Origin of the sequence: Blautia ammoniilytica, assembly GCF_025566965.1 — a bacterium.
In the GTDB taxonomy this organism is placed as follows: Bacteria; Bacillota; Clostridia; order Lachnospirales; family Lachnospiraceae; genus Blautia_A; species Blautia_A ammoniilytica.
The window spans coordinates 22,397-46,866 of the sequence record NZ_JAOQJL010000014.1 but is presented as its reverse complement, the minus strand read 5'-3'; the positions used below and the strand labels follow the sequence as shown (position 1 = coordinate 46,866).

Below are 24,470 nucleotides of genomic sequence, written 5' to 3'. Positions count from 1 at the left end.
CCTGTTCCTCATGCAAGTTTTTATTGCCTCGTAGGTATAGTTTTGAGGTTATTCACGACCTAAAAATATGTAATCAAGGGTTGTCTCAAAGCGCACAACCAGTTCGATTGCCAAATCAATAGAGATACCTCTGTTTCCAGTTTCAATTCGTGCAATGGTGTTTGCAGCAACACCTAACTGCTCCGCAAGCTGTTCCTGTGTAAGCCCATGTTCCTTTCTCAAAGCTTTAATTCTTTTTCCGCTTTCGATCAAGTCGTAATACATTTTCGTTCCTCCGTGTTTCTGAATTTGTGAAGTTGCAAAATCAAAAACAGCAGGAGGAGATCGTGCCCGATTCTCAATGCCCTTTGCCATCTGCCTGTCCTCCTTGCAGGCATAAAAAAAGAGCCGGAGTAAATTGCTCCAAGCTCTCGTTCATGCCTTTGTGTTAAAATGAAGGAAGATAGGCAGGTATAAAAAAAGCCCCGTACCCATTACAGGCACGAGGCGTAACTCTCTCTATTCAATTTTATGCCGTTATCTCCCAGCATAGCCATTTTAACACTGGACAAGTCGGACTTTCAGTAGGGAAACCGTCGTATTTTCATCGGATTTTAGTCGGACTAAAATCCTGTCTTAGCACTCACAATAACACAAGGCTTCTTCCTCCCTGGCACTTTCCAGGAAATCTTTCAATTTAGGAATGGCTGTTCCCCAAAGTGACAGACCAAATAACAGTATCGCTTCTTTCTTTCGGTCATAGTAGGTGCTGCGTTCCATATTCAAAACCTCCAGCATTTCTGATTCCCTGTACTTGAAGCGGTTGAGATATGCCTTTGAGATAATCTCACAGTACAGAGCGCCTTTATCTGGATATTCTCTGATTTTCAACATAGCCATATCTACCAGTTCAATGATCCACTTTGTCTCAAATAAGCTACGGATGCGTTCTTCAAATCGTTCTCTCGCTTCATCCGGAGCAAAGTTCTCCAGATAAATCAATGCACCATCTAAGCTGTCACCGTAAGTACAAATAAGGGTATCACATACATCATTCGCACGATCAATGGTAGACCAGCACACCTCTCGATATATGGATAAAATCAGCTTTGCTCTTTCATACAGAACCTTCTCGTTAATGTTCCGCATCCGGCAAAGCATTCGAATACTGCTTAATACCTGTGTATTATATCTGCTCATTCAGAATCTCCTTTCAGCCTAATCCATAAAATAAGAATTCCTTTCTAACTCCTGTCACTTGGCTAAAGGGAAACAAATACCATGGGACAAGAATGACTATAACTTCCGATGTATGATTAAAAACAGAAGTGAGAATCGGAAGTTCTTGACTTTGCAAAAGTTCCGATATATAATTAAGTGGAACTAAAACTTCTGCTCTGATTCTCATTATAGCATTTTTCAGAAGTTTGTCAACAAATAATCGGAAGTTATGAATAAATATTTTTTGAAAGGAAGGATACTACCATGACATTTGGAGAAAAAATTAAAGAAGCTCGTTTGGCTATGAACCTATCTCAAACCGAGCTTGCCCAGCTTACCGGTATCTCTGAACGCTCCCTCTACACTTACGAACAGTTGGGAACCATACCTCGCAAAGGTAATATCAGAAAATTAGCTGAAGCTCTCCATGTTTCTGTAGCTTATTTATTAGACGATCAGGAAACCAATACACAAAGTCATATAGATGAAGATATGTTTTTGGCTGAAGCACGAGAGCAGTTTGGTGCTAAAGGTGCAAAAGAAGCACAGGAAGTTTTGGGACGTGTGAGTTCGCTCTTTGCTGGTGGTGATTTAGATGAGGACGCTAAGGATGTATTCTTTCAGGCATTAATGGCAGTTTATATGGACTCTAAAAAGAATGCCAAAGAAAAGTTCACCCCAAAAAAGTACAGAAAACATAAGAAGCTTGCGCAAAGTGAAATCTGACGATTTCTTATCTGTATTTTTCTGTGTTCAGTTTGGAGGTGAAGCAAATGAGAACGGCAGCACATATTATCGAAACCGTAGGAAAGCTCGTAAAAAAATATGATACTAGAGATCCCTATGAGCTTTGTAAATGCCTGGAAATTAAAATTCATTTTTATAATTTGGAGAAAAAGCTGAAAGGGTTCTTCTTCTATCAATCCAGACAAAAAAATATCGTCATTGACAGTAATGTAAATGACGTGTTAGAACGTATATTGATTGCTCACGAATTGGGACACGCAGTGCTTCATACAAAAATTGCAATGATGAAAGGCTTTCAGGAAATGGAAGTATTAGATGGTCGCTCACAAGATGAGGATGAAGCAAATTTCTTTGCAGCTGAACTTCTTTTAGAAGACAAAGAAGTGTTGGAATGCTTATCCAAATATTCTTTCTTTGAAACCGCTAAACAGCTTTATGTTCCCGCAGCATTACTGGACTATAAATTCAGCCTTCTGCACGAAAAAGGAGAACTAGTCAGTCCTATGTACATTCGAAAGACGAAGTTCCTGAAAGATGATCTTGGAGATTATGATGATGCAAACCATTTTGAATACGAATAGCAAAAGAGTTGGAACTTGCTGTATTCTATATTGAAATAAGGTTTCTTAAAGCAAATGAAAGGGGTTATCAAGCGAATGCCGATAACCCCTTTTGATCGTACAAATAATTAGTACTTATCTTTTGGTTTTAGTGACGATACAACCAGTATGACCAAACCCACTACTCCTAAGCATAAGGATAATGCCGATAGACCACTAGAACACATTTCTAATAGTATTGCAAAGAGTAGTAATCCTATCCCTAAGTTACTGTATTTCATTTTGTGCCTCCACTGATTAGGAGAAATAACTGAACTTAATGGTGGTTGTCGGACGATAGATTCGGCTTCCTACATACACATCGCCATTTTCGCTAAACGTACAAGAAAAAGCTGTGCCACCAACTACGAGTCCATTAAAACTTGCTCCAGCAACATTGTCATATACCGGCTGAGATTGCCAAGAAGCACTGCTACCACTACCAGAAACAGACGGCGGCCAAGAAATAGAAACTGCAATTCCACTTACAGAAATGCCCTGATTCAATACGATGTAGTCACAATTTCCGCTTCCAGACCAAAGCGATGACTGTCCGCCCTCAAAATTATTATCTGTTTGACCGGCAGTATTTCTTTTCCATGCGTAAGACATCGCATCGCCATCATACTGTGTATCGTTATGATACTCAGACTCTCCAGGCTGCAAAATACCTCTTGTCTGAGGAGTAGGCCCCGGATCACCAGTAAGTTCGTTGATATATTCCATAGCGGCCTGACGATATTCTTCGTCTTCCACATCAAAAGAATACACCGTCCTACCGTTATCTTCATAAGTGCTCAAGGTGAATTCCTTGGTTTCAGCACTTCTGGTATTTGCACCAGAAGGACTCAAAGCCACTTCCTGAGTAGAAATGAGGGTAGGTTCATCTTCTGCTGCAAAAGCAGTAACCGGCATGAGCATAACTGCTCCCATAGCTAACGCCAATGCACTTTTTAACATTTTCTTCATACACGTTACCTCCTTACATTTTAGTTAATACTTTCACACAAAACAACTGCATCATAGGTACTACGAAAACTTACAAGATCATCATTGGAATCTCCTCCTTTAAATAGACCGCTTTCATCTTGCGATTGACTCAAAGTGTTTACTACTATTTGATTAAATTCTGATGTGACAACATAGTTGCTTAATTCAAAAACATTTAATGCCATTTTTTGCAACATTATTTTATTACTTACATCTTCAGATGACAATTGAATTAATGTTGTTTCTAATTGATGGCAATATTCTTTGGAATCGTCTATGTTATCTGGAGATACTAAACAAATGAACTCAATCAATCCGGCTAAATCATATGCCTTTTGTTGTTGATCAGAACTCACAGAAAAATTTTTTACTATAGCATCATAGTATTCTTCAGAGAATTGTGGATTCTCGTTTAAAATTTTTAATCCTTTGATACAACCATTAATTTTAGGTAAGTTCGCATTTATGGATGATGGGTCACTAGCTAGGACTTGAATGCTTGAAGATAGCTTCTGTATAATCTCATCACGCTCAGCGTCCACAAGCTCTAACAAATCATTCCTTTGCAACAATTCAAGAAAATAGTATATATTTAATACATCGCTCTCAAGAATTGCGGGTTTATTTTCTATACAATATTGACTAATAGTATTACTTGAATCTATACCCAAATCATGAATTAAAGCATCCACATAATAAGTGTCCACAAAATTTGATTCCACATATCCAGGAGACATATACGAATCTTCACTTAACAGAAAAGAATCGAACTCATTAAACACCTCTCTAAAATGAACACAACTTTCAAAATTGTAGTTTGCAAGTTTTAAAGCACGTATAGTTGCGTACAAACCATACGCATCATATTCAACAAATGCATCTTTCTTTACGCCATTTTCGTCACATAAAACACGTATAACTTTGTCGTGATTTTTTGAACTATCATAGCCCGCAAATCTCGAAAAGTCCAAATAATCCATTAAGAATACAGGCACATATATATTTTGATTGTCCAGTTCATCCATATTGTCTAAAGTATTTTCAAACATTTGGATGATAGCAGTTATCGATGTTTCCGGAACTTCTATGTTGTGATTCTTTGCCAATTCAAAAAACATAGAGTACGCACTGGAGTTATCTGCAATTATCTCATCTGATACAAAAACCTCTTCAATTGCTTTTTCAAGCCAATCATCAATAGGCTTCATTTCTATATTCAATGAGCTGGAAATAAAGTCCACTAGGTAGTTCGCATATATATTAAATATATACTCATTACCTTCGCCATTATAAAACAGTGTATAACACTTTAAATCTTTATCATAGAGTGAATCTAAGTAAGATGAAATATTTTCTTTTGTTTTTGCAGGCAAGTTTTCATTACTTCCCAGTAAAGAAATAGCGCAAAAAATATCCGTTAAATCCATGTCAGAAGCATTTAAAAACTTTTCTTCAATTTCACTTTTGGTTTCTGGAGATATTGGGGACTGCGACCAACCAGCATATTCTTTTGCCATCCTTATATAATATGTGGCATAAACACTAAATTGTGATTCAAATTCAGCATTTGCAAATCTATATCCACCATCCTCCATGGCGCTTTGTTCAATAGCCGCTGCAATGGATGTTTCATTTACTTCAGGTAAAGTCGGTGAAGAATTTGATAACGATACGTTAGAATTACTACAGCCGGTGTACAATATCATATTAGTAAGTAACGCTATCATCCCGATAGTTACCTTACGTTTCATACTCATACTTCGCAACTATATCACCACACTCTCAAAATAAACACTCTCTGTTTATGATCAATATATTATGATCAGTATAGCACAAATTCTCTTGTTTGTCACCACCAAAATAGTCATTTTGTATTTTTACACACAAAATCGAATATAACTTTTGTGCAACATTCCTATCAAGGTGTACACTCTTTGGCAAGCAGTGTAAACCTGTACAGGTTCACCCATTTTTTCAATTTCGCCTTTGGCTCAATTTTCAAAAATTGCTTGTTGGGGCAACATCCCCAATCCCCTTCGAACATCATCTTTGATGATGGCTGTAAAGTTACTTGATAGGTACAGTTTTGTTGGTATTGCATAACTTTCCTGTGTCAAATTCTAAATGTGGAAATCAAATACATTGTTGCAATCCTAACAATAAAGTGGTATACTATATAAGAAATATAGTACACAACAACAAATCCCAATGTCTGCTTGCGCCTATTAGTTGTGTAAATGTAACAACATGGAATGTGCAATTCGTACAATTCGAAAGATTAATTTTAATATGGGGGCAATTAAAGTGGAGGATACAAAGAGAATTCGATTTTCGAACATGGCTAAGTTTATGTTTAATGAGGATCAAGCTATTATATTCAATCGGCTCAATGGTCAGTGGATTAAAGTTCCAAAACAGTGTTACGATATTTTGGAATTGTGTAATAAGGAAGGATTGTCGTGGAGTGCCTTGTCTGAAAGTCTTGCTGATGACGAGGATCGAGAATATATGAAGCAGCTCATTAAATTATTAGACTCAATGAACTGTCTATATAATGATGATGAAAAAATTATTGAAAATATTAGTTTTGCAATTACACATAGATGTAATTTGAAGTGTATTCATTGTATGGTCAATGCTGCATTTGGTCAAAGTGATAAAGAACATTTTGACACAAAAACAATTTGTGCGTTTCTCGATAAAATTGTAGCTGCTAATCCCAAAAACATTACGCTAACAGGCGGAGAGCCTTTGCTGAGATCAGACTTTTTGACAATATTGGGATATTTACGGAGCATATATAATGGAAAAATCACCCTCATGACCAATGGCACTTTGATCACTCCTAAGAACGTTAAAGAAATCGTTAGCCAAATTGATAGCATAGATATTAGTCTTGATGGAGCAGATGAAGAGTCATGTGCTGTTATAAGAGGCAAAGGGGTATTTGAAAAGGTTGTTTCAAGCATAAAGTTGCTTCAATCTCATGGCTTTAGTAAGATTAGTATTTCTATGGTTTTAAGTGCAAACAATGTGAGATATACTAAACAGTTTATGGAGCTGAATGAATCGTTAAATACAACTCCTATGCTGAGAGCATTATCTTACGAAGGTCGAGCAAAAGAGAATAAAGATATTTTGGATAATGTAGTTACTACGGAGTTCTTACGACAGGAAGATAAAAAGACAAATTCAGAGTGTCGCACTTGCTGCTGCACTGCCGGGTATAATCAGATTACTATAGAAGCCAATGGAGATATTTTCCCGTGTAATTTGTTTGTTGAACCTGAATTTAGACTTGGTACTATGTCTGAAATTGATGACTTGAGAAAACTTTTCTATACGAATGATGGCTTTTTCGTTTGTCCTTGCGTGCAAAAGTTTGAGCCAAGTGAATTTGAACCCTGCAAGAATTGTAATATAAATTATTTTTGCTGGTCTTGTGTTTATCCCATGTATAAAATAGATGAAAAAGAATTCAAGGAAAGATGTGCTTATAAGAAAGAGATTTTGAAAAATATTTGGAAATAAGAAGGTGATTGATTGAATTACACCATATTTTTTACCAATCAATGTAATATGGATTGTACATACTGCTATGAATGTAATAAAATGGTACGTTCAACGTCATACGATGTGTTAGACGGTATTGTGAATTTTATCGTAGAGAAGCAAAGAAGTTGTTCAGATAAAACAGTATCTATTGTGACTCATGGTGGAGAACCTTTGATTGAGTTTGATAAAATTCAATACTTTATCAAAAGGCTGAATGAAAAAGTCAAAAATGTCCAATACATAATTACCACAAATGCTACTCTATTGACTGATTTAATGATTGATTTTTTAAGCCAACACTATTCAGAAATATCAGTCAGTATTGATGGTATTCAATCTGCCCATGATGCTAATAGGGTTTTTGCTAATAAAAAAGGTTCCTATGCTGTAGTCGTAGAAAAAGCAAAAAAATTATTGGAGAAACGTAGTGATGTAAAGGCACGAATGACTATTAACCCCCAAACAGCATCGACACTCTATGAAAGTGTAAAGCACCTTTTAGATTTAGGTTTTACAACTATTGTACCTGTTATTGATACTTTCTGTAATGACTGGACAGAAAAAGACATGGAGATCCTTTTAGATCAGGGAAAGTTAATTATTGATTATATCAAAGATTATGACAAGATAACCAATGTAGGGCTTATTAACGATGCTTTATCGAAAATGGCTAATTCTCCATGTAACGGAGGTACATCGACATTTAGCATAGATACCGATGGTGTAATATATCCCTGTGTTGTTACTGTTGGTATACCGGAATTTGTAGTTGGCACAATTAAGGAGGGGGTAAATAAAGAAAAAGTAACGGAGATACTTGGTTGGGATAAAATTGAAATTACTGAATGTATAGGATGCTCGAGATACAATTACTGTAATACCACTCGTTGTAGAATGATCAATAAAGTAATGTGTGGTAGTCTTCATACTCCATCAGCGATTGTTTGTAGTATTGAAAACTTGAAAGTTAAACTTTCTGAGTATTATTTGCAAAGGAATATTGCAAATTTATAGTCGTTTATAGTAGTCGCCTCGTTATTCCATGAAACAAAAAAACAAAGGATGGTGAATTACATGAAGGTTAAAAAGATTGAAACTACTCTTCCATTGAAGGTTCAGGGACAAGCTTGTACAAACAACTGCGAGGAAAAGATCTGGGCTGGCAAAAAAGAAGCTGATGGTTGGGAAGCTGGCTGCTGGTATACAATTGGGTATACTGCTCGTGGAGCATGGTGGTAAACCTTGCCTTTTAGTCAATTTTTGAAAGGAGTGGTGTTTTATGATGAAAATCAATAAAATTCAGAACACAAACTTGAACTTGAAAGTTCGTGGTCAAGGTTGTGCTGATGATTGCACGGAGAAAAAAGTGTGGGTTGGAAAACTCGACGGTAATACACAAGGTTGTGTCTACTATGATACCGCCTACACTCCCAAAACTACGACTTGGTGGTAATCTCTGAGTGGTAATTTCTTGTACTTGTCGTCATACTATAATTAATAAATGCGAATGAGGCGGCTAATATAGAAACGGAAGGCGGCGGTGTAAGACTGCCGCCTTCTTTTTTAAAAAATGATGGGAATGCAAGTATATGGATAAAAAAGTTGTTGTACTTATAGATAGTGGGATAAATAAATTAGATTTTTGCGATTGTTTAGTTGGTGGGAAACATTTCTATGTAGAGGAAAACTATGTATGCTGTGATGATAGTTTTGATGATGATAATGGTCACGGTTCAGCATGTGCATATACTATTAAGTCTATATTTCCAGAAACTCAATTCTATATCATCAAAATATTAGATCAGAATTTAGAAACGGTTTATCCTGTGCTTGAAGCAGCACTAGAGCACTGCATGGATTTAAAATATCATATTATAAATCTTAGCTTATCATTACTTGAGGAAGTAGGAAGCGTAAATCTTAAACTCATTTGCGATGCGCTACAAAAAAAGGGAAAAATTATTGTTGCATCGGTTTCTAATGGACATCGCCAAAGTTTTCCAGCAGCATATCCGTCAGTAATTGGTGTACGTGGAAGTTTCTTTAGTTCCTCTGAAGAGTATTGGTATAATTCAAAAGAAGACATCCAATGTATAGCAGACATTTCACCGACCTTTACATCCTGGACCCTCGATAACTATTTTATGTTTAGTGGAAATAGTAGAGCGTGTGCAGTGATCTCTGGTTTATTACTCAAGTTAGAAACGGATTATAATATGATACTCAATTTAGAAAGTGCTGGTCTAATACTCGAAAAAAACGCAACAAGAAATGACTGGACGGAAAATGATATTGTTGCTTTTACAGATACATATGTAATAGGGCACCAACAAGTTTGTGATCAATCGGTTTTAGTAGCAGTACATCAAATTCTGAGTGATATTATGGGATGGGGAGATAATATAGTTGTTGATTTGAATACAAATTTATTTAAGAATGGACTCATACATACTAATAAAATCAAGCAATTAATAATTGACTTAGAAAAGCAGTTCGGAATTACTATAAACCATTCCAATATTAAATATACTTCGCTATGCTCGATAAATAGTATTGGAAAATTGATTGGAGGGATAGTAGATGAAAAGACTAAAATTGATTCGTGAGCTATTTCCTCTTACAAAGGGATATAGAACCACATACTTTTTAAATTTTTTTCTCGTTATTATTAGCGGAATAATGAAAATATCCACACCTTTCTTTGTATTGCAAGTCTTTGATGTTGCTATTACAAAGCTAAGGTTTGACAGTTTAATCTTTTATACCATGCTTATTGTTATAACGACTGCAATAGGCTCAATTTGCGAAATATTATACCAGCGAAACATAAGTAAATTTAATCGTACCTTAGTTATTAAGTTACGATCACGCTGCTTTGAACATATAAATAAATTATCAGGGAACTTTATGTCGAACTACAATAGTGGAGATTTGTTTACCACAATGTATAGGGACATAGAAGAAATTCCAAGTATATTGACCACATCGCTTTTCAATTTTGTGTCAAACCTGATTACTGTAATTGGATTAGCGTTTTTTCTAATTACATTGCAATTTGATTTGCTTTTAATTTTAATTGCATTTCAAATTATATTGTATCTTGCCCAAAGATTTTACAACAAGAAAATAGAACAAGTAACAATTTCAATCCGCAATGCAATCGGAAAATTGAACAGCTCTGCTCAAGAAATGATTGGCAATTTATTTTCCTTCTCTGAAGGAGGTTTAAAAGAGTTTTTTCAAAAAAAACACAATAAATTAGAAACGGATTATGCAAAAGCGAATATTAAAGGTGGATATACTATTGCACTTAATCATTCTGTTCTGAATTTCATAAATGCAGTAACTATTGCTGTACTGCTGGGGTATGGTGGATATAAGGTTATTATCGGTAGTCTATCGTATGGCGGCTTAGTTACCTTTAATTTATATTCTCAAAGATTTATAGCACCGATTTTACAGCTTGTACAGTTTAATAACGATCTAACAACTTGCAATATAGCATGGAATAGATTAAATAATTTGCTGAATACTAAAATAGATGTTAAAAATGGTACTCAGACTAAAACAATACAAGGTAATATCAAATTTGAAGATGTGACTTTTTACTATGAGGAAAAAAAGCCTGTTCTGCATGATGTTTTTATGGAATTCAAAAAGGGAGAGATTTATGCGATTGTTGGACAAAGTGGTGCAGGAAAAACAACGTTAATGCATCTGCTATTTAGATTATGGGATTGTATAAGTGGTTCTATAACTGTAGATGGAATTGATATAAAAGATTTTGATATTGATTGCTTGCGAGGACAAATCAGTATTGTCAGTCAAAATATATTTCTTTTAAACGATACTATTTACAATAATATCGTTTTAGGCAAAGAAATAACCGATGAAGAATTACAGCATATACTTGTTCAAGCCGGTCTACACGAATTTATCAATACCCTGCCCAATAAGCTAGAAACTGTGGTAGGTGAAAATGGAATAAAACTATCTGGAGGTGAGAAACAACGTATTTCTATAGCTAGAGCTCTCTTGAAAAAAAATCCCATTCTTATTTTTGACGAAGCCACATCTATGCTTGACAACGAAACGGAAGAAAAGATAATATCAATCCTTTTAGATTCATTTAAAGATACAACCATAATTCTGATTGCTCATCGCCTTTCTACAGTTAAAAATGCAAACACCATATATGTGCTAAATAATGGCACAATAATGGAGCATGGTAATCATGATCAGCTTTTAGAACAAAAAGGAATATATTATCATCTTTATAACATCTAACAGGAGTACTGAAAGGAGTTAAATATGATTATTGAAACCTCTAATTTAACTAAAAAGTATAGTAATAAAGTTACTGCATTAAATAATGTTTCGCTCTCTATTGATACTGGAATCTTTGGACTATTAGGACGAAACGGCTCTGGAAAGACTACCCTTATGAGAATATTAACGACACTTATTGAACCAACAGGGGGAACTGCATCTATATTAGGTATGGACATTACTCCGGCAAATAAAACTCAAATCAAGCGCAGTATTGGTTATTTACCTCAAGAATTTGGATTTTATAAAGAATTTACCGTTTCTGAAATCATGGAGTATATATGTATTATGCGTGATTTTGATAAGAAAACCATCGGAGAAACACTGGAAAAGGTAAATTTATATAATGAGCGAAAGAAAAAATATAAAGAATTATCTGGAGGTATGAAACGGCGGGTAGGGCTTGCTCAAGCTATACTTGGTAATCCGCCAGTTTTAATAGTAGATGAGCCCACTGTAGGAGTTGATCCTGAAGAGAGAATAAAAATACGAAAATTGTTAAACGAATATGCTGAAAAGAATACTGTTTTATTCTCAACTCACATTATAGAAGATATAGAGTATATATGTGATAAGTTGGCGATCCTGGACAACGGGAAACTACTATACTCTGGCAGCATAGAAGATTTGTTAAAGTCAGTGCAAGGGAAAATTTATGAGGCTAGATTCAATACAAAAGATGAATTACACAAGTTTGAAGAAAGTCATACGGTGATTTCCTTTAAGCGAGATGATACGCAAGTACGGGCTAGTGTAATATGTGAAAATGATGCAGAGCCAAGCAGCATACCATATAAGCCTACATTAGAAGAAGTCTATGTTTATTTGACAACTATTAAGGGGGGAAAATGATGGACGCTATTAAGCTAATATGGTTTGAATCAAAAAAACAAATTACAAGCTTTCCATTTATCATCACTTTAGTGTTGCTCACAGTATTCTCTTTTACGCAAATGAGTGAAGTCTTCCACATACCAGTGAACAGCGAAAGCGATATACAGGCACTAGATCGTGCTGGTGAACGAGATTTTATTGATGTGTCCAACACGGACGAAGAGCTAAAAGAGAAGACAAGTCAGTATTTGGAGCAAATGATCTCTGCTGGAACTATATCTGATGAAAATGCAAAAGAATTTGAACCGGTACTGACAATGCTCAAAGATGATAACTATACCTTTGATGACATTTATTTAGCTATGAAAGATAATAGCTATATATTTCCTTGGCTGATGGCAAGCAAAAGCCAATTTGGAAATCGGTTGGGTACTGTGGATGAAGTAAACAGTAATATTCAAGCAGAACTAGGTACAAAAGGATATAGTCCTATTTTAATGGAGAAATATATTACTTATGTGCAAGGAATATCTGCCTTTTTGATTTTTCCACTATTCCTTTTATTGCTTATTAGAGATTATCGAAGCAATATGTATGAAGTAGTTTATGCGCAGCCCTTATCTCCGACTAAATATATCCTTAATCGTTATCTGGGGATTTTTATTCCTTTTATGTTATACCTATATCTGTTTGGATTAATATTAAATCTTATTAGTGTATTTCGCTTTATTGGTTCTGGCTATAATGTTTTATATACACCATTTATCAGTTACTTCGTTATATATCTATTGCCGACTACTTTCTTTTTTAGTTCTTTGATAATGCTTCTTATGTTACTCATAAGAAAAGTGGTTGCTGTATTTCCAATATATATTTTGTATATTATATTCAACATGACACCAGGTGTATTTAATGATACTAGTAGTTGGATCAGACTAGCGAATCCGATCATACGCTTGGATGGCGATGCCATAACCATAAGCTCTCTTATTGTCAATCGCTCTTTTTATATAGTTTTAGGCGTTGTATTTTTATTGCTGTCATGTAATGTTTATCGGCAGCTACGAACTAATTTAAAGAAGGTTATAAGTATATGAAATATGAATTTAAAATTTTATATTCTCCTATAAAGTGGATTAGCTGTTTGATATTGGTAATATTGATACCGTTGGTCATGTATGTTCCAACATATTTTGATTTTGTAAACGTATCGTCAATTTATATGCCATTCGTAGGTATTGTTCTTTTTTCTGATATTAACTTATTATATAAAGAAAGTCATACCGAAGAAATAATGTATTTGACAAATAAAAAACCGATCAAATTTTTTGTAGAACGATATTTGATTACAGTGGCACTTCTCATTATTTTTGTTATTGTAGAAAATATCATCTTTCGGATAATACAGCAATTTCAAGGCGAAGTGTCTGCTGAACCTATTTCTATAATAAATGCCATCGCAATCGTGATAGGTGGTTGCTTGTTTGTATCAGCTATATCCATGACAATTAGTACGATCTTTAGCAACGTTTATATTGGTTATGGATTTTCTGGTATTTTCTGGCTATATTGGAATATCAATTGCCAAACAGAATCAATTATAAATCCGTTTCCATTTATAGCTAATCCTACTTTTTATGAAAAGCACTTAGTACTTATTTATATCATTACGGTGGGGTTAATTCTCGTAAATTGCTTTTTATGCACAAGAAGTCCCTTCTATTTTGGTGATAAAATAAGAAAATGCTTTTATCGTTAAATAACATTATTATGAATAAAAATGGGAAATCGTTAAAACGCTATGGTTTTTACGATTTCCCATTTTTGTCCTACAATTTAAAATATACTAATCCAAATTTTGCTGTTGCGTTATAATCCTATTTTTCCGATCAATACCAAGAATATGTTCTACAGTTTGTTTTGCAATCAAGTATTCCTGCATATCCTTTTTCACTTGTCGGTACTCGGCATAAGCTTCCTTTTTTCCTGATAAAAGGCGATGATACTCTTCATTCAAAGATTGTCTAGTAGGAACCTTTTTACCAGGAAGCTGATCGAACGCCTTCTTTGCCGCTTTATGAATTTGGATTTCTTCTCGATGTTCTTCAAAGAATTTTATGCTGTATCCAGATTTGCGATAGGCTTCATACACCGATCTGGTTCTTGAATAGTTGTTGATGTGAGTCTGTAATGCTCCAATCTCAACCATTCTTTTTTCATTGGCTTTAATAGTATCAGATAGCTCTGCAAAGCGGCTACTGAGCTGTTCTGTCAAGGCAGTCAATTCTTCATAATTGCTGATGCCTTTTTCTTTCAAAAGGCAAACCGTTCGGGCAGCTTCTTTGCGGTTATATTTCTTTGCCCACCGCTCATAGCCCGCTGATTTACCTTCTGCCATCTTTTCCTGAATATCTATCAGCAGATTAAACTCTCTTTGAGTATGAACCTGCCTGCTTGCTCTGGATGCTTTCTGAACAGACTTACCGGACAGAATTGCAATTATATCCTCCTGACTGTATCCCTCTCCAAGAGAGCGCAGACGAATAAATCGCTTCTCCCCACTATGCCGGAAAGCCGGTTGCTTTCCATCCTTAAATTCATACCCCAGCTCTGAAAGCTGAAAAACAAAATCCGAAAAATCTTTTGGTTTCTTTTTTAATATCTGGTCGATTGCCGCACACAGCTCATCACGCTTGGTACGCTTTTTCGGATAGATCGTTCTCTTGACTCGTTCCCGGTATGGCTTTGGCTCTATAATTGATAAGCCATGCTCAATACAAACCATATCGCTTAATCGCTGAACCGCAAGCCCGGAAAGAAAAAAGTTCTTGAATTTACGGGTACAGTCCAGAGAAGTGGAGTTATAAATGATATGGTTATGGATATGAGAACGATCAATATGTGTCGCCACGATAAAGGCGTGTTTTCCTTTTGTCCAACGCATTGCTGTTTCATATCCGACTTGGTTGGCTTCTTCTGGAGTAATCTCTCCCGGCTTAAATGACTGGCGTATCTGATAGGCAATGATGTCATTTTTCTGCTGTCTGCCTGTGATATGCTGATATTGTCTTTTGGTCAGGAGAAATTCTTCATCGGCTGTTTTGGGGTCACATTCATAAGAGCTGATATATTTTCCATCTTCTGTTTTCGCAGCATTTTGGGAATAATCTGTACGATCTGCCAGACACTGTGCTACCGTTTTTCCCTTGTTAATATGAAGGGCAATCAGTCTTGTTGCTGCCATTTTCTCACCATCCTCTCAAAAAATAAGACTGCCCGCAGGCAGCCTTATTGGTAATTTTATGAAAAGATAAAATCACGTAGGTTTTCTTTGATATGTTCTCCGATTTCTTGGAACAGGACAAACAGGAACAACACCGCATAAACCGCCAGCCCAATTCCAACCAATAGACCAAGCTGCAACCACAGAGATTGAAAAACGCAGTAAATGCAGCAACCAAGAATATATAAGATCAGTGCTCCTATGGCAAAGGAAGAAACATTCACGACAAGTTTTGCCAGAAGGCAAATCAGACCTAATACGAACAGCACAGGCAACGCAACCAGCTTTAAGACCATTTTCCCTACAAATTTCAGAAACCTCATAGAAACACACCCCTTTCTTATCTTCATTATACTGTTTTGAAAAATAAAACACAATGATGTCAATATGTACGGCTGCGGCAATTTTCTTGCCACAGCCCATTTTTATGATTACTGAATACTGGACAGGCACACCAGCACCTCCTTCATGTCTGTCCAGATTTCCTCCAATCGTTCCTGCAAATCCCTGATGTCCGACTCATAAATATTGCCGGTTTCATTGGCTCTTTTAGCATACTGATTCAGGTTGTTGCTGCATCTTCTCAGAAGGGAAACCAGCTCTTTCACATCCTGTAAATCCAGGTTGATGCAGTATCCATCCAGAGCCATCTTCCTAAGATATGCCCCCATGCTCCGGATACCTAGCTCATCCATTTTTTCATGGATTCGCTGTACTTCCTCTTTCGATGCCAGGAAGTGAACATCCTGGTCCCGTCTGCCCATTACAGCACCTCCTCACGCCCACCAGATGCTCGATATGGAGGAATATGCTCTGACTTGGCTTTCAGATCTGCCAGCACAGAAGGTTTATCTGCCTGTTCTGCTTCCTCACGCTCCGGCATGGAGTCCTCCATATTAAGAGCCGCATCCAGTTCTGCCAGACGAGCACTTTTTTCAGCAAGCTCCGCTTCCTGTGGGAAGGGTTTTCCTAGTTCCGCTCTGGTCGCTTCCTGCTGATTTTGAAGATTGGTGAGCTGTTCATGGGCTTTCTCCAGCTTCTCAGGGATGCTGGAGAGGGCATTATCCAGTCGGATGATATTTCCCCTGGCATCAGTTCCAAGCGATACACGATGGCTTACAGCGCCTTTCAGGGTAATATCAAAGTCATGCCGGAAACTATCAAAGGAAAGTTCCATCTGAAAACCACGATAACTGCCAAGAGGGATTGGCTCGGTCGCTTTCATCTCCTTGCAGGCGGCAAGAATCATTTCACCGGCATCCTCTTTTTCCATATAGTGCTTGCCCAAAATTTCCATACCGCAGAATCCTTCCACAATCTGCGGATGAGTTGTAACCGTTTGGATGTCTGCTTCAAATCCACGAATATAGCCTGTCTGCCTTTCAATCTCCGCAGGGAAGTATTTCAGGAGTTTATCTTCCATGCGATACTGCTGGCTCTGATGGTCAGCTTTTAGAACCTTAAGCCTTGCCACATCAATGTCCAAGTCCATTTTTTCTTTAATCAACGGATTCCCGGCACACAGAGCCTTAATTTCGGCATAGGACAGAGCTTGCTCGTCTACATCATCACAGGAACGGACAGGCGATTTCGAGGTCATAATCTGAGAAATGAATTTTTGCTTGTTTTCCAGTGTCTGATAAAGATACGCATCAAAAGTTCCCTCGGTTACATACTGATAGATCTGAACCTCCTTGTTTTGATTGCCCTGACGGATAATTCGACCATTTCGCTGGGTCATATCAGATGGACGCCAGCCCACATCCAAGTGATGAAGCGCCACCAAGCGATCCTGGCAGTTTGTTCCGGCTCCCATTTTCTGTGTACTGCCCATCAGCACACGAACCTGACCAGTACGCACCTTTGCAAACAATTCTTTTTTCTTTGCTTCAGAATCTGCATCGTGAATAAATGCAATTTCTTTCTCTGGCACACCGGCTGCTATCAGCTTCGCCTTGATGTCATCATAAACATTAAACGTGCCATCGTTTTTCGGGGTGGAGAGGTCACAGAACAGAAGCTGGGTCAGCCTGTCAGCTTTTCCTTCTTCCCAAATCCGCAGCACATTTTGCACACAGGCATTGAGCTTGCTTTCCGGGTCATCTGGCAACAGAGGATTGATTAAACGCTGATCTAACCCCAACTTTCTTCCATCGCCGGTAATCTTGAGCATATTGTCCTCGGATGGGTCAACCATACCGGAATGAACCGCCGCTGCACGTTCCGAAAGGTCTGCTACCATGTCTTGCTGATAATCAGAAGGCTGCACAACAACCGTTTCAAATTTCGCATCCGGCACTGGGAGGTGAAGCTGGTCGGAGGTTTTAATATCCGCAACTTCCTTAAACATATTCATGAGTTCCGGAAGATTAAAAAACTTTGCAAATCTGGTTCTGGCACGATAGCCGGTTCCTTCCGGAGCCAACTCAATAGCGGTGGTTGTTTCACCAAAGGTAGATGCCCAGCAGTCAAAATGGGTCAGATTTTTCTTTTGAAGTGTGCCGTACTGAAGGTATCGCATAACAGTATAAAGCTCCGTCATGGAGTTCGATACGGGAGTACCTGTTGCAAAGATAACGCCTCGCCCGCCGGTCAATTCATCCATATAGCGGCACTTCATAAACATATCCGAAGATTTCTGTGCTTCCGAAGTGGAAAGACCAGCGACATTCCTCATTTTTGTGTACAAAAAGAGGTTTTTGAAAGCGTGGCTCTCGTCTACAAACAGCCGATCAACGCCCAGCTGTTCAAAGGTAACAACATCATCCTTTCTGTCAGTAGAGAGAAGTTTATCCAGTCTGGTTTGCAGGGATTTTCTCGTTTTCTCCATCTGTTTGATGGTGAAATTCTCGCCGTTCTGATATTTGAGTTCTGCAATCGCTCCCTCAATCTCATCAATCTGTTCACGCAGCTGGCGCTCCTGACGTTCCGGAGAAAGAGGGATTTTTTCAAACTGACTGTGACCGATAATGACTGCATCATAGTCACCGGTGGCAATTCTCGCACAGAATTTCTTGCGGTTTGCCGTTTCAAAATCCTTTTTGGTTGCCACCAGAAGTTTGGCACTGGGATACAGATGAAGAAATTCATTTGCCCACTGCAAGGTCAGATGGTTGGGAACAACAAACAATGCCTTCTGGCTCAGTCCCAGGCGTTTACTTTCCATAGCGGAAGCCGCCATTTCAAAGGTTTTGCCCGCACCAACCTCATGTGCCAACAGGGTATTCCCACCATACAGCACATGGGCAATGGCATTTCGCTGGTGTTCCCGAAGGGTTATATCGGGATTCATGCCACCAAATCGGATATGGCTACCATCGTATTCACGAGGTCTGGTGGAGTTAAACAGTTCATTATACTTGGTCACAAGTGCTTCACGGCGGTGCGAGTCTTTCCAAATCCAGTCTCGGAACGCATCCTTGATTGCCTGTTGTTTCTGCTGTGCCAGAGTAGTTTCCTTTTTGTTCAGCACACGCTTCTGCTTGCCATCCGCATCCTCAATGGTGTCGTAGATACGAATATCTTTCAGATTCAGAGTTTCCTCTAAAATACGGTAGGCGTTGGCACGTTCCGTACCATAGGTCGTGTATGCTGCCACATCATTCTGGCTCGGAGAACTCTTTCCGTTGATTCTCCATTCTGCTGTCAGTTCCGAAAATTTGACCTCAATCGTGCGGCGGAGATAATACGGAGTTTCAAAAGTTTCCTGCATGAACTGCTGGATATAGGCAGAATCAATCCATGTTGCGCCCAGACGGACATCAATTTCAGAAGCATCCAAATCCTTCGGCTGCGCCTTTTCCAGTGCCTGCACATTGATTTCAAAAGAACTGTCTTTCTGTGCAGCCATCTGTGCAATCCTCAGCTTACTTCTCACATCGCCGGAAAGATACTCATCGGCTGTCTGCCAGCCCGAAACAGGGTCATCCGGAGCCATTGGGTCTTTAAAAATCACACCTTGCAGCTCGGTTTTAATGGAATCATATTCGCCGGGAGTCCCCAGCAGTTCTGCCATATAAGGCAAATCCACCTTGCCATGCTCACCAATAGAAATCGCAAGTGCTTCAGACGGTGTATCCACGCTGTTCACTTTACGTTCCGGTTTAATGGTACGCTTAGTGAACATATCCGCTTTGCTCTTGAGATGACCATCCTCATCCAAGTTTTCCAGTGAACACAGAAGATAATAGCTGGAATCATCAGCAAAAGCCTGACTGTTGGCTCTGTTGTTGATTAACCCGTTTTTTGCGGTAAACGCATCATAGGCAGCATTCAGCTCTACCTGTTTTGCCTGAATCATATCATCCGGATAGTCCTCCAGCTGATATTCAATCAGTTCATTTACAATGCGGCGAAGTTCCACCATGCCGCTGACACGTTCTTTGGCTTTGTCGTTCAGCTCTACCAGACGCATGACAGAGTTTTCCCGGAAATATACCTCATCGTCTACAACCGTGTAGGAGAAGTTTTTCACATCTGGGCGGGCAGGAATGGTAATCTGTTCTTTTTCCTGGCTGTTTGCTTCTTCAGTTAGCTCCGCAGGAGCATAAGTGCCACCGATACGGGTAACAGCTTCACGAAGAAGGTCAGCCAGTTCCATATCTTCACGGGGACGGACTGTGAGATCATCCTTACCATATTGGGTACTTTCCATAGAAAGTTCTCCCAAAACCATTTCCGGATGCTCTACAAAGTAGCTGTTCATGGTGTAACCATCCGGTGTAGTATTCAGCTGCACCCAGTCCGGCATGATGTCGATGGGGTGGTCACGCTTTTGCAGGAAAATGATGTCAGATACAACCTCTGTACCGGCGTTTGCCTTAAATGCCGTATTGGGCAGTCTAATGGCTCCCAGGAGTTCCGCTCTCTGTGCCATATATTTTCTGGCATCAGAATTTTTTGAGTCCATCGTAAAACGGCTGGTCACAAATGCAACCACACCGCCCGGACGAACCTGATCGAGCGTTTTTGCGAAAAAATAGTTATGAATAGAGAACCCCAACTTATCATAGGGCTTATCCGAAACCTTATAGTTGCCGAACGGAACGTTGCCGACTGCCAAATCATAAAAATCCCGGCGATCCGTAGTTTCAAAGCCCGCCACCTTGATTTCAGCGTTAGGATAGAGTTTCTGAGCGATACGCCCACTGATGGAGTCCAACTCCACTCCATAGAGATTGCTGTTTCGCATGGCGTCAGGGAGCATACCGAAAAAGTTACCGATACCCATTGCAGGTTCCAGAATATTTCCTGTTTCAAATCCCATCTGTCCGACCGCATCATAGATGGCACGAATGACGGTAGGACTGGTATAGTGGGCATTCAGGGTACTAGCTCGTGCTGCGGCATATTCTTCCGGAGACAGGGCTGTATAAAGTTCTCTGAACTCCTCAGCCCAGCTTGCCTTGTTTTCATCAAAAGCAGCTGCAAGCCCACCCCAACCGACATATTGGGAAAGGATTTCCTGTTCTTCCGGAGTAGCATTTCGCTCATCAAACTCCAATTCTTTTAGGACACGGATTGCATCCATATTGGCTCTGAATTTTGCTTTCGCTCCGCCCTCGCCAAGATGGTCATTTGTGATGTGAAAATTGATTGCTGGAATATCGGGACTTTCCTTTGTTTGAATTGCAGTTTCAATTTTTTGAACCAAGTCCAGAATCTCAGGGTTTTCCCAACCAGCAACTTTTGTGTAGTCCTGGACAAGTTTATCTTCGCCATCTTTACACTGAATCAGATCCAGGCTACCGGGGAATGGAGTCCGTGTGTTTTGCACTCCCAGAGCTTTCATTCTTTCAGATGGAAGGGACTTGTATGCTCTCATTGCGTCCTCGAATGTGCTGTACTCCTTGAGCTGAAGCGCCCCTCGAACCTGCAAATCTTCTACCACATAGTAATGGTCGATAAAATGTTCCGGCTCAGCTGTGGCAACAGTTTTTTCCGGTTCTTCACCTGAAATAAATCGGGCATTGCGTTCATCCTGTCTTAAAAGGCGTTCAAAATTCTCTTTGCTTTCCGCCCGATAAATTGGGTACACCATTCCTGGAGGCAGCAACTGTACATCAGTAGTTCCAATGGCAGTGATATTGTATGCTTCTCCCTCCAGAAAAACAGTGTCACCCACCTGATAAACCGGTTCCTGTGTTGCTTCAAATTTAGAGCGTTCATTGTACAGCCACTCCGCAGATTCTTTGGCAGAAACCGCTTTTTTGACTTCCTGCAAATAATCGTTTGCCTGCCACTCACTGGTGAATTCCTCACTGACACCCTCATCATCTACATAGATTTCATCCCGAATATCATCCCAGACAGCATAACCGTTTTCTGTTTCAATCACACTGAATCGCTCATAGGATTCTTCTTCGGCAGCAATAGCTTCTACATCACGCATGACCTGTGCAACAAACGGGCTTTCTTCTGCTTCATCCACAGAGGGTGCTTCTTCCTCCAAGTCGATTACCGGAGCATCTTCCACACGGAAGCCTTTCGGCGGTGGGTCAAGTTCGCTGAGAAAATCTTGTGGGATGGTGTTTCCCTGTTCGTCCCGATACAGAACAACAGTGAATGGAACACCATAGAATGTTTCATCTTCAATATTCTTGATAAACTGTTCCGGATCAGTATATTCAATCACTTCACCCGGTCTGCCATTTGTTCCAAGATATTCAATGCGTCCCACAGGATTCGGCTCGTTTTCTATATCCGATGCTCGTTCTTGTTGAACATCTTTCAAAACTTCAGGAGAAATATAACGCTCCTGCTTAATCAACGAATCAATGCGATTGGCAACCTGTGTCCAGGACAGCTGCACCTTATCACAGCCGCTTTTGGTGTATCGGATTCCTTTGGCATCGTGATCTTCACCACTGCCAGAAGCACCGGAAAGCGCATGAGAACGACCGCCTGTCCCATACTCATTTTTCAAAAAGTCCGCTTTTTCTTTTGCAGAATGTCCTTTCTGCCAATACTCATAAATACGGGCTTTTCCACCAGAGAAACCACTGCCCCCGGACAGGGATTCATTGATTTCATCATCCGTAATAAACTGACGGACAAGAGGTGGCATGGTCATACTGCTCTGATATTCTCTGAGTGGCAGATCAAGCTCATCCAGTCGCTGTGCCAAGCGTTCCAATTTGTGATAATGGAATCGCAGCAAAGAAGAATCCTCATTGTGTGCCTGTAAAAAGTTCTGATATTCAGCTTTCAGTCCGGCTCTGAATTGACTATCATTCAGCTTTTCAGCCAGCTCTGCTGTTTCTGCCGGAAATCCCACACTGCGGACTTCCTGTAAAGAAGGGAAGAAGCCTTGTTCTCTGGCATTATCAGAAAGATCATGATACAAATACCAAAGAGATTCTGCGACCTTTGTTCTCTCATAACCCGGAGCCTCCACCAACTCTACATTGGTGGCATACTCGCCATTCTCCAGTAACTTACCGATACGCTCGGCGGCTTCCTGCCAGGATACGATCTGTCTGGACGGTGCAAAACGGGCAGTCTTTCCTCTGGCAAGATGAATACACTGCTCATCAAACCATGCGCTGACCTCATGACTATCCAATTTAAAGCCATTGCTGCCACGATAGAGTGCAGGCAGACGCTTTGCAATCTCCTCTGTGGATTTTCCTTTCATATATTCCAGTGCCACCATCATTCGGAGATTAGCTTCATTTCCGCCAACAGTAAGCACCTGGTCGATCTGATTTTCAGATAAAGAAAAAGCAGAGAGCGTTTTGCTCTCTGCTTCGTCAATAAAGCTGATTTGTTCTGATTCTGAAAGGAAAAGGTTCAAACTCAGCTGTTGATAAGCTCCGCTGTCACGATTTCCTCTGCCTGTGCTTTCAGGCTGTTCATGTGCTTCACCCATGCCATCTGCTGTGTTGCTTTGTCCGGTGCCGGATTCTTCTCCAGCAGTTCTGTCATCAGCTGCTCCACTCTGCGGTGCGCTGTCTCGTCGATCTCCTGGAGATGCGGGAACAGCTGCTCGCTGAGAATCAGATCGTTCAGCAACATCGGATTGTTCTCTTGCAGAAACGCCCTCCGCATTCTGCCGTACTTGCCCAACGGTTTCGTTTCGGTGTTCTTCAGTTCGATGTCCGGAATCCGGTAATCCCCGACCTGTGTGTAAGTCATTTCGTTCATAATCATGGCTCCTTTCCACGGTTTTTGTCTGTTCAAAGGCTTCTATGGCTTTTTCGATTTCTCCAAACATTCGAGAGCTGACTGCATTGACCGCCGTACCCAGAGCATTTACCGTCTGACGGGTATTAAAGTCGAATACATTTTGAAAATCTTCATGCTCAAAATAGTTATCCGGATTCTCGGTAATACGGCTGTACATCGCATAGGAGACACTATTTGCCACTGCGGTCTTAAATGCTACCTCGATGTTATATTCATCATACTCCTCAAGGAAGCTATCTGCAACGATGTCGAGGATCGGCTTTTTGAAATCGTCCCAATACTCTCTGGCAAGGTTGATTGCAATATTTTCCAGCTGATATTCCAGAATTCCCTCTGACGGAACCTGAAAGACACGTTCCATCTCATCCATTATAAAACGGCGGTTTTCATCGGTCACTCTCCACGGCGTAATTGACGGAGAAGAACGACGCACACCTGTGTCCGCCACATCAAAGACATAACGCAGATACGGTTTATCCTGGTTCATCACAAAAAGGGCAATACCAGTGGAACCCCTTTTCACATAGCGCCGATACTGGTCTGTGTTCCATTCCTCATAAGGTTTGCACAGTGTAGCATTGGGACGCTGCGCATAAATCATCACCTGTTCTGGATAGGTGAAATCATAATTTCGAGCCATCGTTGCCAGAAAAGAAGTCCAGTTTTCTCGGTTGGCAGTAATTCTATGGATCGTTTCTCTTGCCACACCGGAATAATACCTCTCTTTCGGATTCATTATTTCCCTC

19 protein-coding genes are annotated in these 24,470 nt (G+C 39.5%); 11 read left to right on the top strand and 8 right to left on the bottom strand.

Annotation, left to right across the window (positions count from 1 at the left end; genetic code table 11):
- Window positions 1–48: 48 nt before the first annotated feature.
- Both OCV61_RS08585 and OCV61_RS08580 read right to left on the bottom strand, forming a co-directional pair.
- Entirely contained in the window at window positions 49–354 is a 306-nt protein-coding gene (locus OCV61_RS08585) for a helix-turn-helix transcriptional regulator (protein WP_207685126.1), read from the bottom strand.
- 261 nt (window positions 355–615) lie between these two features.
- On the bottom strand, window positions 616–1,179 hold the full coding sequence (locus OCV61_RS08580; protein ID WP_055230841.1) for a hypothetical protein: 564 nt from the start codon (window positions 1,177–1,179) through the stop codon (window positions 616–618).
- A gap of 285 nt (window positions 1,180–1,464) precedes the next feature.
- Between OCV61_RS08580 and OCV61_RS08575 the strand changes: the two genes are divergently transcribed.
- Together OCV61_RS08575 and OCV61_RS08570 are read left to right on the top strand one after the other, a co-directional pair.
- A complete protein-coding gene (locus OCV61_RS08575; RefSeq protein WP_055230840.1) occupies window positions 1,465–1,926 on the top strand; it encodes a helix-turn-helix domain-containing protein in 462 nt (153 codons plus the stop codon).
- Between the two features lie 47 nt (window positions 1,927–1,973).
- Window positions 1,974–2,528 carry an ImmA/IrrE family metallo-endopeptidase gene (locus OCV61_RS08570; RefSeq protein ID WP_055230839.1) on the top strand — a complete coding sequence of 185 codons (555 nt, stop codon included), beginning with the start codon at window positions 1,974–1,976 and terminating at the stop codon, window positions 2,526–2,528.
- A 276-nt stretch (window positions 2,529–2,804) separates the two neighbouring features.
- Here the strand turns inward: OCV61_RS08570 and OCV61_RS08565 are convergent, their stop codons facing one another.
- Together OCV61_RS08565 and OCV61_RS08560 are read right to left on the bottom strand one after the other, a co-directional pair.
- Window positions 2,805–3,515 (bottom strand): hypothetical protein, encoded by a 711-nt coding sequence (locus tag OCV61_RS08565; protein ID WP_055230838.1) that lies wholly within the window; start codon window positions 3,513–3,515, stop codon window positions 2,805–2,807.
- Window positions 3,516–3,535: 20 nt separating this feature from the next.
- Window positions 3,536–5,287, bottom strand: coding sequence for a hypothetical protein (locus OCV61_RS08560; RefSeq protein WP_055230837.1), 1,752 nt, complete (start codon window positions 5,285–5,287; stop codon window positions 3,536–3,538).
- Between the two features lie 553 nt (window positions 5,288–5,840).
- On the opposite strand from OCV61_RS08560, the gene OCV61_RS08555 reads away from it, so the two are divergent.
- The 9 genes from OCV61_RS08555 to OCV61_RS08515 all read left to right on the top strand — a co-directional run bounded on the left by OCV61_RS08555 (window position 5,841) and on the right by OCV61_RS08515 (window position 14,013).
- Complete coding sequence (locus OCV61_RS08555; protein ID WP_070104146.1) at window positions 5,841–7,067, top strand: radical SAM/SPASM domain-containing protein; 1,227 nt, start codon at window positions 5,841–5,843, stop codon at window positions 7,065–7,067.
- Window positions 7,068–7,079: 12 nt separating this feature from the next.
- Window positions 7,080–8,105: a radical SAM/SPASM domain-containing protein gene (locus OCV61_RS08550; protein WP_055230835.1), complete on the top strand. Its 1,026-nt coding sequence runs from the start codon at window positions 7,080–7,082 to the stop codon at window positions 8,103–8,105.
- A 60-nt stretch (window positions 8,106–8,165) separates the two neighbouring features.
- Complete coding sequence (locus OCV61_RS08545; protein WP_207685128.1) at window positions 8,166–8,330, top strand: hypothetical protein; 165 nt, start codon at window positions 8,166–8,168, stop codon at window positions 8,328–8,330.
- Between the two features lie 40 nt (window positions 8,331–8,370).
- Complete coding sequence (locus OCV61_RS08540) at window positions 8,371–8,544, top strand: hypothetical protein (protein ID WP_262582753.1); 174 nt, start codon at window positions 8,371–8,373, stop codon at window positions 8,542–8,544.
- A 136-nt stretch (window positions 8,545–8,680) separates the two neighbouring features.
- The gene (locus OCV61_RS08535; protein ID WP_055230834.1) at window positions 8,681–9,697 is read left to right on the top strand and encodes a S8 family serine peptidase; all 1,017 of its coding nucleotides are present in this window, start codon (window positions 8,681–8,683) and stop codon (window positions 9,695–9,697) included.
- The gene (locus OCV61_RS08530; protein ID WP_055230833.1) at window positions 9,672–11,378 is read left to right on the top strand and encodes an ABC transporter ATP-binding protein; all 1,707 of its coding nucleotides are present in this window, start codon (window positions 9,672–9,674) and stop codon (window positions 11,376–11,378) included. Before OCV61_RS08535 ends, OCV61_RS08530 begins: the two co-directional genes overlap by 26 nt.
- A 24-nt stretch (window positions 11,379–11,402) precedes the next feature.
- Window positions 11,403–12,272 carry an ABC transporter ATP-binding protein gene (locus OCV61_RS08525; RefSeq protein ID WP_158421462.1) on the top strand — a complete coding sequence of 290 codons (870 nt, stop codon included), beginning with the start codon at window positions 11,403–11,405 and terminating at the stop codon, window positions 12,270–12,272.
- Window positions 12,269–13,351 carry an ABC transporter permease gene (locus OCV61_RS08520; protein WP_158421461.1) on the top strand — a complete coding sequence of 361 codons (1,083 nt, stop codon included), beginning with the start codon at window positions 12,269–12,271 and terminating at the stop codon, window positions 13,349–13,351. The genes OCV61_RS08525 and OCV61_RS08520 overlap by 4 nt, the downstream gene beginning before the upstream one ends.
- Window positions 13,348–14,013 carry a hypothetical protein gene (locus OCV61_RS08515; protein ID WP_055230830.1) on the top strand — a complete coding sequence of 222 codons (666 nt, stop codon included), beginning with the start codon at window positions 13,348–13,350 and terminating at the stop codon, window positions 14,011–14,013. The genes OCV61_RS08520 and OCV61_RS08515 overlap by 4 nt, the downstream gene beginning before the upstream one ends.
- Window positions 14,014–14,100: 87 nt before the next feature.
- Here OCV61_RS08515 and OCV61_RS08510 read toward each other — a convergent pair whose 3' ends face one another.
- The 4 genes from OCV61_RS08510 to OCV61_RS18765 form a co-directional block, all read right to left on the bottom strand.
- Window positions 14,101–15,498, bottom strand: a complete 1,398-nt coding sequence (locus tag OCV61_RS08510; RefSeq protein WP_055230829.1) for a relaxase/mobilization nuclease domain-containing protein — start codon at window positions 15,496–15,498, stop codon at window positions 14,101–14,103.
- 72 nt (window positions 15,499–15,570) lie between these two features.
- Complete coding sequence (locus tag OCV61_RS08505) at window positions 15,571–15,990, bottom strand: hypothetical protein (protein ID WP_195255137.1); 420 nt, start codon at window positions 15,988–15,990, stop codon at window positions 15,571–15,573.
- Window positions 15,969–16,301, bottom strand: coding sequence for a plasmid mobilization protein (locus OCV61_RS08500; protein ID WP_055230827.1), 333 nt, complete (start codon window positions 16,299–16,301; stop codon window positions 15,969–15,971). Before OCV61_RS08500 ends, OCV61_RS08505 begins: the two co-directional genes overlap by 22 nt.
- Window positions 16,301–24,460 carry an SNF2-related protein gene (locus tag OCV61_RS18765; protein ID WP_055230826.1) on the bottom strand — a complete coding sequence of 2,720 codons (8,160 nt, stop codon included), beginning with the start codon at window positions 24,458–24,460 and terminating at the stop codon, window positions 16,301–16,303. The genes OCV61_RS08500 and OCV61_RS18765 overlap by 1 nt, the downstream gene beginning before the upstream one ends.
- Window positions 24,461–24,470 lie beyond the last annotated feature (10 nt).